13 protein-coding genes are annotated in these 16075 nt (G+C 64.6%); 6 read left to right on the top strand and 7 right to left on the bottom strand.

Annotation, left to right across the window (positions count from 1 at the left end):
- Positions 1-68: 68 nt before the first annotated feature.
- Positions 69-899 carry a tetratricopeptide repeat protein gene (locus FJ948_RS16620; protein WP_140706183.1) on the bottom strand — a complete coding sequence of 277 codons (831 nt, stop codon included), beginning with the start codon at positions 897-899 and terminating at the stop codon, positions 69-71.
- Between the two features lie 130 nt (positions 900-1029).
- Here FJ948_RS16620 and FJ948_RS16615 point away from each other — a divergent pair, with 130 nt between their 5' ends.
- The 5 genes from FJ948_RS16615 (at position 1030) to pdeM (ending at position 7024) form a co-directional block, all read left to right on the top strand.
- On the top strand, positions 1030-2394 hold the full coding sequence (locus FJ948_RS16615) for a leucyl aminopeptidase family protein (RefSeq protein ID WP_140706182.1): 1365 nt from the start codon (positions 1030-1032) through the stop codon (positions 2392-2394).
- A 72-nt stretch (positions 2395-2466) separates the two neighbouring features.
- On the top strand, positions 2467-2817 hold the full coding sequence (locus FJ948_RS16610) for a MarR family winged helix-turn-helix transcriptional regulator (RefSeq protein WP_015319324.1): 351 nt from the start codon (positions 2467-2469) through the stop codon (positions 2815-2817).
- Between the two features lie 31 nt (positions 2818-2848).
- Positions 2849-3709: an NlpC/P60 family protein gene (locus FJ948_RS16605; RefSeq protein ID WP_140706180.1), complete on the top strand. Its 861-nt coding sequence runs from the start codon at positions 2849-2851 to the stop codon at positions 3707-3709.
- A 67-nt stretch (positions 3710-3776) separates the two neighbouring features.
- Positions 3777-6311 (top strand): ligase-associated DNA damage response DEXH box helicase, encoded by a 2535-nt coding sequence (locus tag FJ948_RS16600; RefSeq protein WP_140706178.1) that lies wholly within the window; start codon positions 3777-3779, stop codon positions 6309-6311.
- Positions 6308-7024 carry a ligase-associated DNA damage response endonuclease PdeM gene (gene pdeM / locus FJ948_RS16595; RefSeq protein ID WP_140706176.1) on the top strand — a complete coding sequence of 239 codons (717 nt, stop codon included), beginning with the start codon at positions 6308-6310 and terminating at the stop codon, positions 7022-7024. The genes FJ948_RS16600 and pdeM overlap by 4 nt, the downstream gene beginning before the upstream one ends.
- Before the next feature lie 3 nt (positions 7025-7027).
- Here pdeM and FJ948_RS16590 read toward each other — a convergent pair whose 3' ends face one another.
- Genes FJ948_RS16590 through FJ948_RS16580 form a run of 3 tightly spaced genes read right to left on the bottom strand, consistent with a single transcriptional unit; the run spans position 7028 to position 11631 of the window.
- Positions 7028-7963, bottom strand: a complete 936-nt coding sequence (locus FJ948_RS16590; RefSeq protein ID WP_140706174.1) for a DmsC/YnfH family molybdoenzyme membrane anchor subunit — start codon at positions 7961-7963, stop codon at positions 7028-7030.
- 6 nt (positions 7964-7969) lie between these two features.
- Positions 7970-8704 (bottom strand): 4Fe-4S dicluster domain-containing protein, encoded by a 735-nt coding sequence (locus tag FJ948_RS16585; protein ID WP_140706172.1) that lies wholly within the window; start codon positions 8702-8704, stop codon positions 7970-7972.
- Positions 8701-11631, bottom strand: coding sequence for a molybdopterin oxidoreductase family protein (locus FJ948_RS16580; RefSeq protein ID WP_181173696.1), 2931 nt, complete (start codon positions 11629-11631; stop codon positions 8701-8703). Before FJ948_RS16580 ends, FJ948_RS16585 begins: the two co-directional genes overlap by 4 nt.
- 278 nt (positions 11632-11909) lie before the next feature.
- On the opposite strand from FJ948_RS16580, the gene FJ948_RS16570 reads away from it, so the two are divergent.
- A complete protein-coding gene (locus tag FJ948_RS16570) occupies positions 11910-12812 on the top strand; it encodes a LysR family transcriptional regulator (protein ID WP_140706168.1) in 903 nt (300 codons plus the stop codon).
- A 2-nt stretch (positions 12813-12814) separates the two neighbouring features.
- Here FJ948_RS16570 and FJ948_RS16565 read toward each other — a convergent pair whose 3' ends face one another.
- The 3 genes from FJ948_RS16565 to FJ948_RS16555 form a co-directional block, all read right to left on the bottom strand.
- On the bottom strand, positions 12815-14071 hold the full coding sequence (locus tag FJ948_RS16565; protein ID WP_140706166.1) for an Hsp70 family protein: 1257 nt from the start codon (positions 14069-14071) through the stop codon (positions 12815-12817).
- 169 nt (positions 14072-14240) lie between these two features.
- Positions 14241-15029, bottom strand: coding sequence for a TIGR02186 family protein (locus FJ948_RS16560; protein ID WP_140706164.1), 789 nt, complete (start codon positions 15027-15029; stop codon positions 14241-14243).
- Entirely contained in the window at positions 15029-15952 is a 924-nt protein-coding gene (locus tag FJ948_RS16555; protein WP_140706162.1) for a sulfite exporter TauE/SafE family protein, read from the bottom strand. The genes FJ948_RS16560 and FJ948_RS16555 overlap by 1 nt, the downstream gene beginning before the upstream one ends.
- Positions 15953-16075: the final 123 nt, after the last annotated feature.

Genomic DNA, 16075 nt, shown 5'->3' with positions numbered 1-16075 from the left:
TTCGTGGAAACGAAAAGCCGCGCTGCAACCGAGCGCGGCTTTTTACGATTCGCGGTACGCTGCGGCGATCAGTTGGTGGCTGTTTTCGCCGGTTTGGCCTTGTCCTGATCCTTGAGCTGGCTCCAGGCGTTCTGCTGGGCCAGCATCTGCCTGAGATAGGCGATGTTGGCCTGTGCCTGTTCGGGCGAGAGTTCCTGCGAGGCGATCTTCTCGGCTTCGTCGAAACGGCCCTGCAACCCGACGACGAGCGCCAGGTTCTGGCGCACCCGGCTGTCGGCATTCGGCTGCTGGGCGGCCGAGCGCATATAGGTCTCGGCGGTGCGCAGATCCCCTTCCAGCACATAGGACATGCCCAGATTGGAAAGGATGGAAGGCTCGTTGGGCTTGAGTTCGAGGGCCTTGCGGTAGAGCTGGCGCGCCTCGTCCTTCTGGCCGATCTGATCGAGAATAGCCGCCTCCGCCGACACCAGCCTCCAGTCGGGATATTCCGGCGTCTGTGCGCGGCGCACCGCATCGAGCGCCGGCTCGAACTGGCCGTTGGCGGCCAGCGCCTTGCCATAAGAGGCCAGTACGTCGCGGTCCTTGGGATAGGCGATCGCCAGCTTGCGCATCACGGCGAGCGACTGGTCGGCATCTCCGTCCATCTGCAGCGCCGCCGCGAAGTTGGTCGCGATTCGCTTGTCGGTGGGGTTTCTGGCGTAGGACTGGCCGAGAGCGGCGGTGGCGTTGTGCAATTCTCCCGCCGACATCGTCTCCAGCGGCTTGCCGCTGGTGCGGCCAATCGAGCCGGTGGTGAGTTTGTCGGTCGCGCAGCCCGCGACGCCTGCCGCGAGCGCCAACGCCAAAGCCGTGGTTATGAGCCGTGTTCGCCTGACAGTCATCGTGCGGTTGATCGGCATTGGCACCGGCCTCCATTCATGCGCGTGGCCATTTGCGTGGCCATCTTCCCTCCCGCAGAAATATTCTGTTAACCCTAACGGACAGTTAAGAAACGCCGACTCGGGCTTGGGCTCGGCATGGAGACATCGAATGCCTGTCGAACTCGTCGAGAAGAAATCGGATGGTGCGTTGCCGGTCTATTTCGTCGGCCGTGACGGCTTGGAGGCTGCGGGCCTTGCGCCATCCACCATTGCGTGGGCCAGGGCCAACGGATTTTCCGGTGAATCAGGCAGGATGCTGGCCGTGCCCGGCGAACACGGCGCGCTTGCCGGCGCACTGTTTGGCATTGGCGACGGAGAGGGCGCGCTTGCTCTCGGTGTGTTGTCGAAGACCCTGCCTGAAGGCGACTGGCACTTCGCCTCGGCGCCCGCCGAGCCGGAACTGGCGGCGATCGCGTTGGCGCTCGGCGGCTATGTCTTTACCCGCTATGGCAAGAAGCCGGGCAAGGCGCTGCGCTTCGAATTGCCGGCCGGCGTCGATGCGCGGCGCGTTCGCCGCGTCGCCGATGGCGTCTTCCTGACGCGCGACCTGGTCAACACGCCGACCAGCGACATGGGGCCGGACGATCTGGAACGAGCCGTGCGGACCCTGGCCGAGGCGCACGAGGCCGAGGTATCGGTGATCAAGGGCGACGATCTCCTCGAACAGAATTTCCCGATGATCCACGCCGTCGGCCGCGCCTCGTCCGATGCGCCGCGTCTGATCGACCTGACATGGGGGCAGCAGGGCGCGCCGAAGGTGACGCTGGTCGGCAAGGGTGTCTGCTTCGACACGGGCGGCCTCGATATCAAGCCGTCATCGGGCATGCTGTTGATGAAGAAGGACATGGGCGGCGCGGCCAATGTGCTGGGGCTTGCATCCATGATCATGGCTGCCGGGTTGAATGTAAGGCTGCGCGTGCTGATCCCCGCGGTCGAGAATTCGATCGCGGGCAACGCCTTCCGCCCCGGCGACGTGCTGGCGAGCCGCAAGGGTATCTCGGTCGAGATCGGCAACACGGACGCTGAAGGCCGGCTGGTTCTGGGTGATGCGTTGGCGCTTGCCGACGAAGAGGAACCGCGGCTTCTGATCGACATGGCGACGCTGACCGGAGCCGCCCGCGTCGCGCTCGGCCCCGACCTGCCGCCCTTCTACACCGATGACGATGCGCTTGCCTCGGAACTGGCCGCGGCATCGCTGGCGGTGGAGGATCCGCTCTGGCGCATGCCGCTATGGCGGCCCTACGACGCGAAACTGTCGTCGAAGATCGCCGATATCAACAACGTCACCACGGACGGTTTCGCCGGTTCGATCACCGCGGCGCTGTTCCTCAAGCGCTTCGTAGAGAAGACCGCGAGCTGGGCGCACTTCGACATCTTCGCCTGGAACCCCGCCGACCGTGCTTACGGTCCTGCCGGCGGTGAGGCGCAAGGCATTCGCGCCTTGGAGCAGATCATCTCGAAACGCTTCGGCTGACGGCCGCGAGCAGAGCCGGCAAATCGCGGAAACTGAAACGGAACCGAAACAATTTGCCATCATGCTGGCGCGATGTCGATTGCGATGCGCCCGAGCCAGGCCTTGCGACTGTGGCAGCAAGTGATGCTGTCGCAGGTGCGCGAGGACGCGCCCGACCTGACCATGCGCCAGACGGCGATCCTGTTCACAATCTATCTTGATCCGCCACCGCATACGGTGCGCGGGCTTGCCGCTCGCCTCAACGTCACCAAGCCGGTCATCACGCGCGCGCTCGACACGATGGGCGCGCTCAAACTGGTGTCGCGCCATCGCGACGAACTCGACAAGCGCAATGTCCTGATCAAGCGCACCGTCGAAGGCGCGCTCTTTGTCGAGCGCTTCGGCGATGGTATCATAGCCAAGGCCCACGAACTGCCGATCTGACTGTAGTGCCCATTCAACAGGGTTGCCGATTTTGACCGCTCACGACGCACGCCTTCATGCTTTCCGCTCCGATCTCGCCGATGCCAGGTTGAAAGGAGAGGTCGCCGCCGACCGCTTCGTCGCCGGTCGGCCGGCGCGCATTTCGGTCCCGATGGCCGATATCCGCAAGGCGCCGAAGACGGATTCTGGCGTCAACACGCAAGCCTTGCTCGGCGACGACGTCCTGGTTTTCGAGGATAGAGAAGGCTGGGCCTGGATCCAGGCCGAGCGCGACGGCTATGTCGGCTACGTCGCCGAAGCCATGTTGGGCACGCGCGACCATGCGCCGACCCATATCATCTCGGTGCCGCGCACGTTCCTCTATCCCGGTCCCGACCTGCGCTTTCCGATCGCCGGGCAACTGTCGATGGGATCGACCGTAACGGTGACGAGTGCCGCCGAAACGCGCGGCACGCACTATGCCGTCCTGCCTTCCGGCGAGGCCATCATCGCTGGCCATCTGCGCCCTGTCGGCGAAATGGCCGGCGACTATGTCTCCGTCGCCGAGACGTTTCTCGGCACGCCCTATCTGTGGGGTGGCGTTTCCGGCTTCGGTATCGATTGCTCCGGCCTGGTGCAACTGGCCATGCGCATGGCCGGCCGGCAGGTGCTGCGCGATTCCGACATGCAGGCCGCTTCGATCGGCGAACAGCTTGAGCCAGGCCCTGATTTTTCGGGGTTGCAACGTGGTGATCTCGTGTTCTGGAAAGGTCACGTCGCCATCATGACCGACGCCGAAACCATGATCCATGCCAACGGCCACACCATGCTGGTCTCGCGCGAAGGCCTGAAGGAAGCGGTCGCCCGCATCGGTTATCTCTATGGCGGCCCGACAGGGTTCCGGCGGCCGTAAGGCTTTTCGATCCCCTTTTGTTCCGATTCTGCTTGGCGATTGCGCGTCGCCGCGCTACCTCTGGCGGGTGACCGAGCTGCCGCGCCTCGCCGACCAGAATGCCGCCGTCGCCTTGCCCGAGCCATTCGTAAAATGGTTCGGCGAGAAGGGCTGGTCGCCGCGCGCGCATCAGATCGAACTGTTGGCGAAGGCGCAAGCCGGGCAATCGGTCCTGTTGATCGCGCCGACCGGCGCCGGCAAGACGCTGGCCGGCTTCCTGCCGTCGCTGACCGAACTGGCCGTCAGGCCGAGGCGAAAACCAGGCCAGGCGCGGCGCGGCATCCACACGCTGTACATCTCGCCGCTGAAGGCGCTGGCCGTCGATATCGAGCGCAATCTCGGCAAGCCGGTCGAGGAGATCGGTCTGCCGGTCACCATCGAGACGCGCACCGGCGACACGCCCTCACACAAGCGCCAGCGCCAGAAGCTTGCACCACCCGACATCCTGCTCACCACACCGGAGCAACTGGCGCTGCTGATCGCGGCGGGCGATGCGAGGCGCTTCTTCGAGGATTTGTGCTATGTCGTGCTCGACGAACTGCATTCGCTGGTGACGTCGAAGCGCGGCCATCTGCTGGCGCTAGGGCTGGCGCGGCTGCGCAGCTTCGTCCCTGACCTGCAGATGATCGGGCTGTCGGCGACGGTGGCCGAGCCGGACGAATTGCGGCGCTGGCTGGTCAGCCAGAACCCGCCCGGTGATATGGCGGAATTGATCACCGTGACGGGTGGCGCGAAGCCCGAAATCTCGATCCTCGATTCCGAGGAGCGCGTACCATGGGCGGGGCACTCGGCGCGCTACGCCACGCCGGAAATCTACCGTGAGATCAAGCGCCACAAGACGACCTTGCTGTTCGTCAACACACGCAGCCAGGCGGAGCTGCTGTTCCAGGAATTGTGGCGGGTCAACGAGGACACCTTGCCGATCGCGCTCCATCATGGCTCGCTCGACGTCGCCCAGCGCCGGCGTGTCGAGAAGGCGATGGGCGACAACGCGCTGCGGGCCATCGTCGCCACCTCGACGCTCGATCTCGGCATCGACTGGGGCGATGTCGACCTGGTCGTGCATGTCGGCGCGCCCAAGGGCGCCAGCCGGCTGGCGCAGCGCATCGGCCGTGCCAATCACCGCATGGACGAGCCGTCGAAGGCGATCCTGATCCCCGCCAATCGTTTCGAGGTGCTGGAATGCCGGGCAGCCCTCGACGCCAATTACCTTGGCGCGCAGGATACGCCGCCGCTGGTCAATGGGGGGCTCGACGTGCTGGCGCAGCATGTGCTCGGCTGCGCCTGCGGCGCACCGTTCCGCGCCGATGACTTGTATGAAGAAGTGCGAACGGCGGCGCCCTATGCCGGCCTTGATCGGCCGACCTTCGACCGTGTCGTCGATTTCGTCGCCACCGGCGGCTATGCACTGAAGAATTACGAGCGCTATGCCCGCATCCGCCTGAACAAGGACGGACTGTGGCGGGTATCCAATCCGCGCGTCGCCCAGCAATACAGGTTGAATGTCGGCACCATCATCGAGGTGCCGGCGCTCAACGTGCGCTACGTCAAGGCCGGCAGCAAAGGCGCGGCGTCGCATGGCGGCCGCGTGCTCGGCAAGATCGAGGAGGCGTTCCTCGAAACCTTGACGCATGGCGACACCTTCATGTTCGCCGGCAAGGTGCTGCGCTTCGAAGGCATCCGCGAGAATGAATGCTTCGTCTCGAACGCGCCCGGCAGCGACGCCAAGGTGCCCTATTATGGCGGCGGCAAGTTTCCGCTCTCGACCTATCTGGCCGAGCAGGTCCGCATCATGCTGGACGATCCGCGGCGTTGGAAGAAGCTGCCGGAGCAAGTGGCGGACTGGCTGCGGTATCAGGCCGACAAATCGATGCTGCCGAAGCGCGACGATTTGCTGATCGAGACCTTTCCGCGCGGCAACCGCCATTATCTGGTCGCCTATCCCTTCGAGGGCAGGCTGGCGCACCAGACGCTCGGCATGCTGCTCACCCGTCGCCTCGACAGGGCGGGCGCCAGGCCGCTTGGCTTCGTCGCCACCGACTATGCGCTCGCCATATGGTCGCTGGGTGACATGGGCGCCATGTTCAAAGCCAGGAAACCTTCACTCGGCGCGCTGTTCGACCAGGACATGCTGGGCGACGATCTCGAAGCCTGGCTGGCCGATAGCTGGCTTCTCAAGCGCACCTTCCGCAATTGCGCGCTGATCTCGGGCCTGATCGAAAAACGCCACCCCGGCCAGGAGAAGAGTGGCCGCCAGCTCACGGTGTCGACCGACCTGATCTACGATGTGCTGCGCAGCCATGAGCCGGACCACATCCTGCTTCAGGCGACGCGTGCCGACGCGGCGACCGGCCTGCTCGATGTCAGCAGACTTGCCGACATGCTCTCGCGCATCCAGGGTCGAATCATGCATAAGGCGCTCGAACAGATATCGCCGCTGGCCGTGCCGATCATGCTCGAGATCGGCAAGATGCCGGTGAACGGCGAGGCCGATGAAACGCTGCTGATGGATGCGGCGACGCTGGTCGAAGAGGCCATGGGGCCTGGGATGGTCGACGAATGAATTTTTCGCTGGCGCGCGCATCGCTGATCGCCGAGGCCGACCTTGTCGGCATCGCGGGCGAGCGCGCGGTCTGCGATCCGCGCGGCGTGCTCTATTTTCCCGAGTTCAGGCTGCTGGCGGTTTCCGATCTGCATCTGGAGAAGGGTTCGTCGCTGGCAAGGCGTGGCACGCTGATCCCACCCTACGATACCGGCGCGACCCTGCTCAGGCTGCAGGCTGTCATCGCGGACTACCAGCCATCGGTCGTCATCAGCCTGGGCGACTCCTTCCATGATGGCGGCGGCGCCGGGCGCATGCATTCGAGCTTCCGCGAACGGCTGGAAGCGCTGATGGCGGGCCGTGACTGGTTCTGGGTCGCCGGCAATCACGATCCTGAAGCGCCGGCGGACCTGCCCGGCGAGACCGTGCGGGAACTGGCCATAGGCTCGCTGCTGTTCCGGCACGAGCCATCGAAGGTGCGCGTCGAGGGCGAAATATCAGGCCACCTGCATCCTTGCGCCCGCATCGTGCAGCAAGGCCGTTCGGTGCGCAGGCGCTGCTTTGCCGGCGATGGCGGCCGCATGATCATGCCGGCCTTCGGTGCCTATACCGGCTCGCTCAACGTGCTCGATCGCGCCTATGCCGGCTTGTTCCGGCTGGAAACGCTGATGGCCTACATGCTGGGCAACCAGCGCACCTTTGCCATCTCCGGTTCGATGCTGCGCCCGGGCTGAGTTCTACCGCCCGTAATACAGCATGACCGTGTGCTTCGCCTCGGCGAAGAACAGCCAGCGCTCGACCAGCATGCCGGCGAACTGGGCGATCGCGGCGAACGCCGACAACACCGCCGCAAACGGCCACGGCAAGGCACAGGCAGCAATCAGCAACAGGATCGGCAAGCCGAACGCCAGCGCCTGCGTGATCCGGCGCAGCTTCGCGCCGTGCTTGCGCGCGATGCGAAAACCCATTTCCTTGAGCAGGTAGTTTTCCTCGGTATGCGGCCATTCCAGCGATCGCACCGTGCCGCCGGCGAGCCCCGTCGCCGTGTTTGCATTGGTCGCGATTTCAAGCTGGTCATTGTGGCGCCATGTCGTCAGCTTCCAGCCCCAGCCGAGCAAGGTGAGCAGTCCCGAAGCTGCGAGCAGGACAGTCGAGCCGAGCGCAAACCCTTGCAGCAGGGCATTCACAAGCACGCAGCCGCTCATCGCCGAGAAGATGAGATAGCCGGGCAAGGTGTAAGGGCTGTGCCATTGGGCGATGGGCTTCAGCGAGGCATAGATCATGCCGGTCATGCAGACAGTGACGATGGCACCGACGGTGGCCAGAACGCCCGCGGCCGCCACCCAGCCATCGAGGCGGCCAAGCAAGATCCAGCCCATGCCGAAGAGACCCGCGGGAATGAAGGTGGCGACCGAGGCGAGGCCTTCGCGCGACAGCCATGAACTGCGCCATTGCGAGAACGCCCGCCAGGCACGTTCAGGCCTGCCGAGATGCCCGGTCGAGGACAGCAGGCCGGCCGCGATCAGGCCGAGCGCCAGCCCCATGCCGACAAAGCCCAGCCAGAGATCGGGCGCGACGAAACCGAGCGGGCCGAGCACGCCGAGCAGCGCGAGCAACCCATAGCCGGCACCCGTGGCGGTGGTGAAGAAGACGACCGAAAAAGCTGGATGCATGGATGGTCAGCTTGAAAGCATGCGGTCGACCCAACCGAGGAAGCCGCCCTCGGCCCGTACCGACTCCAGCGCTTTGGCGGGCACGGATGGGGCGCGTTGCGTGTGGGCGCGCGGCGGCAGGTATTTGTTTGTCGGCTTGTAGCCCATCTCCGGCATCAAATCGATACCGCCGCGCTCCGCCACCAATTGCGACACAGCCGATGCGGGATCGCCGAGATCGCCGAAATGCCTGGCACTGGTCGGACAAGCGGCGACGCAAGCCGGCACGCGGTCTTCCTCGGCCAGATTATCATTATAGATGCGGTCGACGCAGAGCGTGCATTTCTTCATCACGCCGACATCCGTGTCGAACTCGCGCGCGCCGTAAGGGCAGGCCCAGCTGCACAATTTGCAGCCGATGCACTTGTCCTCGTCGATCAGCACGATACCGTCGGAGGCGCGTTTGTAGGAGGCGCCCGTCGGGCAGACGGTGACGCAGGCCGGCGTCTCGCAATGCAGGCAGGAGCGCGGAAAATTCACCGTGCGTCCACCCATCTCGGTGATGTGCTCGTAACTGTGCACGCGGTTGAACCAGACCCCGTCGACATGGCCGCCATAAGGGTCGATGTCGGTCAGCGGCGCCATGTGGCCGCCGGTGTTCCATTCCTTGCAGGCGGTGACGCAGGCCTGGCAGCCGACGCAGGTGTCGAGGTCGATGACGAGGCCGAGCTTTTTGTCCGTATGAGAGGGCAAGCAGGTCATTCCGCGGCCTCTCTTGCCCGGCGAAATTCGGCGCCGAAAGTCAGCTTGTCGGGTGACGGTTCGAAATGCGGCGGCTGCTGGAAACGCTCGAATTGCGGTTCGGTGAAGCCGGCCTCTTCCGCCGCGCATTTGACGACGCGCACGCGCAGATCGAACCACGCCGCCTGTCCCGTGACCGGATCGGAATTCGAATAACGTTTGCCGCCGGCATCGGCGGTAGTCTGGTCGCCGATGATGTGGTTGAGCAGGAAGCCGCGATTGCTCTCGGCGGCATCGTCCTTCAGCCCCCAGCTGCCGCGCCTTTTGCCGATCGCGTTCCAGGTCCAGACCGTGCTTTCGTTCACCCCGTCGACCAGCTTGATCTGCCCCTTCACCTTGCCGTTGATGCTCTCGATCCACACCCAGTCGTCATCGACAAGGCCAAGTCCGGCCGCGGTCCGGTGATGCACGAACAGCCGGTTCTGGCTGGTGATCTGCCGCAACCACGCATTTTGCGAACCCCAGGAATGGTACATGTGCATCGGCCGCTGCGTCAGCGCGTGCAGCGGGTACCTTTCCAGGTCGACGGACGCTTCCTCGAAGGGCATGTACCAGAACGGCAGCGGATCCATGTAGGTCTCGATGCGGCCCCGCTCGGTCTCCGGAGCCTGCACCTTGCCATGGCCGCGCGCGGCAAGGCGAAAGCGCTGCATGGGTTCGGAATAGAGCTGGAAGACGATCGGCTCGGCCTTGGGGATGAAGCCCAGTTGAACGGCGAAGTCGAGATAGGAACGGTTGGCCATCTTGTAGTAGCGCTGGTCGTCGGTGAAGTCGTGGTGCCAGAAACCGCCATTGTCGATGTAGCGTTGCAGCTGGTTGGGGTTGACGTCGCCCTTGCCGATCGAGGTTTCATCCTTGCCGCGCCAGCCGGCGAGCGGGCCGATGCCGGGCGTGCGTTCATGATTGACGATGTAGTCGGCATAGTCGCGATACTTCGCCGAGCCGTCGTCCTCGACGAAGCCGGGCAAGCCAAGCCGCGCGCCGAGTTCGATCAGCACCGACTGGAACGGCCTGACGTCGCGGTCGGGCTCGACCACCGGATGGCGGATGGCGTCGCCCGGCCCGTCGGCATGGCTGATCGGCCGGTCGAGCAGGCTGATGCAGTCATGACGCTCGAGATAGGTGGTGTCGGGCAGGACGAGGTCCGCGAACGGCACGGTCTCGGAATAATAGGCGTCGGAATAGATGATGAAGGGGATCCTGTAATTGCCCGCTTCATCATGGTCGGTAAGCATGGCCATGGTCTCGATCGTATTCATCGAGGAATTCCAGGCCATGTTCGACATGTACATCATCAGCGTGTCGATAGGGTACGGGTCGCCGGCCCAGGCGTTGCGGATGACGGTGTGCATCAGGCCATGCGCCGCAAGCGGCGAATCCCAGGAATAGGCCTTGTCGATGCGCAGCGGCGTGCCCGCGTCGTCGACCAGCAGATCGTCGGGTCCGCAGACAAAGCCGAGCGGCATGCCGTCGAGCGGCGTCATTGGCCTCACGTCCTTGCCGCAGGGTTTCGGGCCCGGCGGGGCGGATCTGGGGTAGGGCGGCTTGAAGCGGAAGCCGCCAGGCACGTCCACGGTTCCGAGGAGCACCTGCAGCAGGTGGATGGCGCGGCAGGTATGAAAGCCGTTGGAATGGGCGGAGATGCCGCGCATGGCATGCATCGAAACCGGTCGGCCCTTGATCGTCCCGTGCCGACGCCCAGCCCAGTCGGTCCATGCCACCGGCAGTTCGATCGTCTGTTCGAAGGCGACATGGGCAAGTTCGGCGGCGATCCGGCGGATCGTATCGGCGGCAATGCCGCAACGCTCGGCGACCGCGTCGGGTGCATGGCTCTCGTCGAGATAGCGGTCCGCAATGAGCTGGAAGACAGGAACGCAGCTGCGTCCGCCGACCGTGAAGCTGCCGGTCAGTGCGGGCTTCGCATCCGGATCGGCTGCGTTGACGGTGGTCTTCGCCACGCGGTCCCATGCCAGCGGATTGCCGTCGCCGTCGCGCAGAAAAAGCCCATCATCGGCCGCGCCTGGCTCCTGGACAACCAGGACATGCGCGTTGGTGTAGCGAAGCAGATAATCGAGATCGACGCGGCCGGCCTTCAAGAGTTCGTGGATGAGCGCGAACACGAACAGGCCATCCGTACCGGGCCGGATGCCGATCCAGTCGTCGGCGATCGCATTGTAGCCGGTCCGGCACGGATTGATCGAAACCACCTTGGCGCCGCGCGCCTTGAGCTTGCCCAGCCCGATCTTGATCGGGTTGGAATCATGATCCTCGGCGACGCCGAACAGCATGAAGTATTTCGTGTTGTCCCAATCGGGCTCGCCAAACTCCCAGAACGAGCCGCCGATCGTGTAAAGGCCCCCGGCCGCCATGTTGACGGAACAGAAGCCGCCATGGGCGGCGAAGTTCGGCGTGCCGAACTGGCTTGCCCACCAGCCTGTCAAGGATTGTGACTGGTCGCGGCCGGTAAAGAAGGTGAGCTTCTTGGGGTCGGTCCGGCGGATATGCGACAGCCGTCCGGTGGCGATCGCGAAGGCTTCCTCCCACTCGATCTCGCGGAATTCGCCCGAGCCGCGCGGACCGGTGCGCAGCAATGGCTTCTTCAGCCTGGCCGGGCTGTAGTGCTGCATGATGCCGGAGCTGCCCTTGCCGCAGATCACGCCGCGATTGACCGGGTGGTCCTTGTTGCCGTTGATGTAGCGGACCTTGCCGTCCTTGATGTGCACGTCGATGCCGCAGCGGCAGGCACACATGTAGCAGGTCGTCTTGGCGATGCTGTCCGATACTGCGGGCGAGGTGTCGACGCCGTCGCCTTCATCGGGCGCGCGCGTGTCGGCAAGCGGGCGTTGCGAGGGGGCTGAATTGGCGCCGCGCGGCGGTCCCTGCATCATGATCCCGGGATGCTCGCACGGCCGGCGGATTTGGCGCGTGTCTTCGGCCCGGGGCCGCGCATGTAATGCTCTTCCGGGTGATATCGATCTCCGGCCAACCGCCGCCTTATGCCGCGGGTCCAATGCGCAAGCAGGGATCTGAACCGCCCGATCATTTTGTTCTCTGCGACCTGCAGGCCAATTTTTTCTAACTTCGGCCGAAAAAGTAGAATAAAGCCATCGAACCGTCTAATCAGTTGTTCTTGTAAATTCGATCGGAATTGGTTCTTAATGCAGGCATGACCCTGGACCAGTTGCGCATTTTCGTCGCCGTCGCCGAGCGCGGCCACATGACCAAGGCGGCCGAGCTTCTGGGCATTTCCCAGTCGGCGGCATCGGCGGCCATTCGCGCGCTGGAAGAGCAGCATGGTGTGCATCTGTTCAACCGGGTGGGCCGCAATATCGAACTGGCCCAGACCGGCCACCGGTTCCTGCCCGAGGCCAAGGCCGTGCTGGAGCGGGCCGCCGCCGCCCGCAACGTGCTGGAACATGTTTCGCAGACGGTCGCCGGCAGCCTCTCCATCGCCGCCAGCCTGACCATCGCCAGCTACTGGCTGCCGCGCCGGCTGGCCTCCTTCCACGAGGCCTATCCCGCCGTCCGGCTCAGCGTCACAATCGGCAACACGAGGCAGGTCGAGGCCAGCGTGCTCGATGGAACCGCCGATCTCGGCCTCGTCGAAGGGCGCACCGAGTCCGACATATTGCGACGCGCCAAGGTCGATACCGACCGGTTGATGCTGGTCGTCGCCTCTTCTCATCCCAAGATCGCCGAAATCGCGCCGGGCCGCCCCGATATCACCGGCCTGCGCTGGATCATCCGCGAGGGTGGTTCGGGCACGCGCGAGGTGCTGGAGGATCTGGCGCGCCGCGAGGGGATTTCACTTGCCGACCTGCAGATATTCCTGGTGCTGCCCAGCAACGAGGCGGTTCGCCAGGCCGTCGAGGCGGGCGCCGGGGCGACCATCATTTCAGAGCTGGTCGTCGGGCGCGCGGTCGCCGAGGGGAGCCTGAGGGCCGTGCCGATCGAATTGCCGAAGCGCGACTTCGCCATGATCACCCATCGCGACCGTCAGGCAAGCCTGGCCCAGATGGCGCTCAAGGCGCATCTGGCCGCGGAGACGGACGGGCCTGCGCCAGGGTAGAGTCAGCCGAACTTCCGCTGCGCATCCAAGGCCAGTCCAAGCCCGACCGAGCCGAACATGTCGCCTTCGATGACGGAAGCCCGCGGCACCAACGACAAGATTTCCCGCCTTGCCAGCGGGATCGCCGTCGAGCCGCCGGTCAGGAACACCGCGGTGATGTCGGACGGCTTCACCTGCGCGTCGCGGATGGTTTGCGCCACCGTTTCGGTGACCCGCTCGATATCCCGGGCGATCGTGGTCTCGAGCCAGTCCCGCGTGATCCCGGCGGCGAACGCCGCGTCAGGCAGCTTCACCGCTACCTCCGCCGATAACCTGTCGGTCAGCTCGATCTTGGCTTTTTCGACCAACGCCGCCAGCGCGTGCCCGTAGCGGTGCTCGACGATATGGATGAAGCGGTCGACCAGATCGGCGCGCGCGGCCTCGTACCGGATCTGGCGCAGATGCGTCATCGCCTTGGCGGTGTAGACCAGGTTGATGCGCTGCCATGTGGCGAGATCGATGAAGTAGCTGGCCGGCAGATTGCGCTTGCCGTCCTTGGTCGGCGAGAGGTAGCCGAGCTGCGGCATGACATGGGCGATGCTCAGCAGCCGGTCGAAATCGGTGCCGCCGATATGGATGCCGCGGCTGGCCAGTATGTCGTCCTTGCGGTCTGTCGATCGCGAACGCTCCGGCGAGACCCGCACGATCGAGAAATCGGACGTGCCGCCGCCCATGTCGATGATCAGCGCCAGTTCCTCGCGCGTCACCTTCTGTTCGTAGTCCAGCGCCGCCGCGATCGGCTCGAACTGGAAAGCGATGTGCTTGAAACCCTGGGCGCGGGCGGCCTTCTCGAGCTCGCCTTGCGCCTGCGCGTCGGCTTGCGCGTCGTCATCGACGAACTGCACCGGGCGGCCGAGCACGACGTTTTCCACGGGGCCGCCGGCGTCCTCTTCCAGCCGCGCCTTGAGATGGCCGATGAACAGGCCGATAATGTCGATGAAGCCGATCTGGCGCGCCTTGATACGCGTCTTCTCGTGGGCGAGCGAGCTGCCGAGCACGCTCTTAAGCGAGCGCATCAACCGGCCCTCGATGCTGTCGGTATAGTCGCCGATCGCGCGACGGCCGAAATAAGTATGGCCGTCCTCGAAGTTGAAGAACACGGCACTTGGCAAAGTGGGCTGTTCGCCCTCCAGTGGGACCAGCCGCGCCTTGCCGTTCCGGATCACGCCCACCGTGGAATTGGACGTGCCGAAGTCGATGCCGCCGAATGCCTGGTGCATTGCAGCCTCCTGTCCTTGTTTTCGTGGCGGCAAGACAGCGGCGACGCATCGCGCTGTCATTCGGATGGCCGGACCGCTCTGGCGAATGGTGTGCGTGTTTGCCCTTGGGCTGGGAGGCGGCGGTTTATCGCATGGCGGGAAAAAGGGGAACCCCTCTTTTCCCGGAGCATCAATCTTTGCGGAACACCAGCCGGCCGAGCCAGCCGGTTATCATCGCCAGCGATATGGCGAAGACACCGTAGAGGAACGAATAGTCGTGGGCGACGCGGAAGATCGATTGTTCGAAGCCCGATTTGCGGATTTCGAGCTGCGCCGAACTCTCCTTGATGAACAGGCCGCTCTTGAACAGGAAGGCGCGGGCCTTGTGGGTGCCGACCGGCACATTCGGCGCCAGCCTGACCGTGGCGCGAAACAGGTTCTGCGACAGGAATTGCACGCCGCCGACATTCTCGCTGTAGAGCCCGGCGGCGGCCTTGCGCTCGCGCAGTGCCGCCGTGAATTCCTCGATCGTCGCCGGGCTGTCGCTAGCATCGGCTGGCTGCATGTAGAGGTTGGAGGCGCCGAGCGACAATTGCTTGTAGCTGTTGGGTTCGGTGATGTCCTGCAGGGGCCGTGTGGTCGCCACCGAATAGGACACCGGCACGTTCTCGAAGGTTTCCGAGTCCAGATTGACCCAGACACCCAGCACCCGGTCCTTGCGGCGCACCACCACCGGTTTTGGCGGCCCTTCGAGCACGACGATGACGTCGTAGCGGCCCTGGCGTGCCACCAGTGGGTCGGGATTTTCCAGGGATCCGAAAATGGTCAGATCGGCGCCGGAAAACCCGGCGGTGATCGACACCGCATCGGTGGAAAGGCCGATCTGGATGCCTTCCGTCAGCGGCGTCTGCGCCTTCGCCGGCGCGGCGGCGGTCAGGGACAGGAGGGCGACGGCCGCGAGCGCTTTCAGGCTTTTCATCAATTGAGGCCCACGGCGGACAACGAATAAAGGTTGGGCGGCGTGACGAACAGATCGATGGCGAGCCGGATCGCCACCGCCAGCACCAGCAGCGCCAGCAAGGCCCTCAATTGTTCGCCGCGCAGCCGTTGGCCGGCCTTGGCGCCATATTGTGCCCCGGCCACGCCGCCGGCCATCAAAAGGAAGGCCAGCATCACATCGACGGTCTGGTTGGTGGTGGCGTGAACCAGCGTCGTGTAGGCGCTGGTGAAGATGATCTGGAACAGCGAGGTGCCGATGACGACATTGGTCGGCACTTTCAAGAGATAGATCAGCGCCGGCACCATGATGAATCCGCCGCCGACACCCATGATCGACGACAGGAAGCCGATGCCGGCGCCAAGGCCGAGCACCGGGATGACGCTGACGAAAAGTTTCGACGCCCGGAAGCGCATCTTCAGCGGGAGGCGGTGGACCCAATTGTGCTGGCCCGATTTCTTCAGCACCGGCGCCGCGCCGCGGCGCGTGGCGCGCAGCGCGTTGATGCTTTCGACCAGCATCAGCCCGCCGACGGTGCCGAGCAGCACGACGTAGAGTAGCGAGATGAACAGGTCGAGCTGGCCGAGCCTGCGCAGCAAGCCGAACACGTAGATGCCGCCCGTGGAGCCGACGACGCCGCCGGCCAGAAGGACGCTGCCGAGCTTGAAGTCGAGCGTGCCTCGCTTCATGTGCGACAGCACGCCGGACACGGACGAGGCGATGACCTGGTTGGCGCCGGTGGCGACCGCGATGGCTGGCGGGATGTTGTAGAAGATCAAGAGCGGGGTGATGAGAAAGCCGCCGCCCACCCCGAACATGCCCGACAGGAAACCCACCGCGGCGCCCATGGCCAGCAGCACGAAGACGTTGACGGAAATTTCCGCGATCGGGAGATAGATGCCCACCCGTCAGTCTCGATCAGTTTGCCTGTCGGCGAATAAAGCCGTTGCGGACAGTATCGCATCGAAAAGCCAATTTTTCCTTGCGCCGACGCGGCAGCGGGGTCAAACCCAGCCACCGCGCCGAAA

Source organism: Mesorhizobium sp. B2-3-12, from assembly GCF_006442205.1.
Lineage (GTDB): Bacteria > Pseudomonadota > Alphaproteobacteria > Rhizobiales > Rhizobiaceae > Mesorhizobium.
Note: the sequence above shows the minus strand (reverse complement) of the source record. Positions and strands in the feature narration are given on the sequence as shown.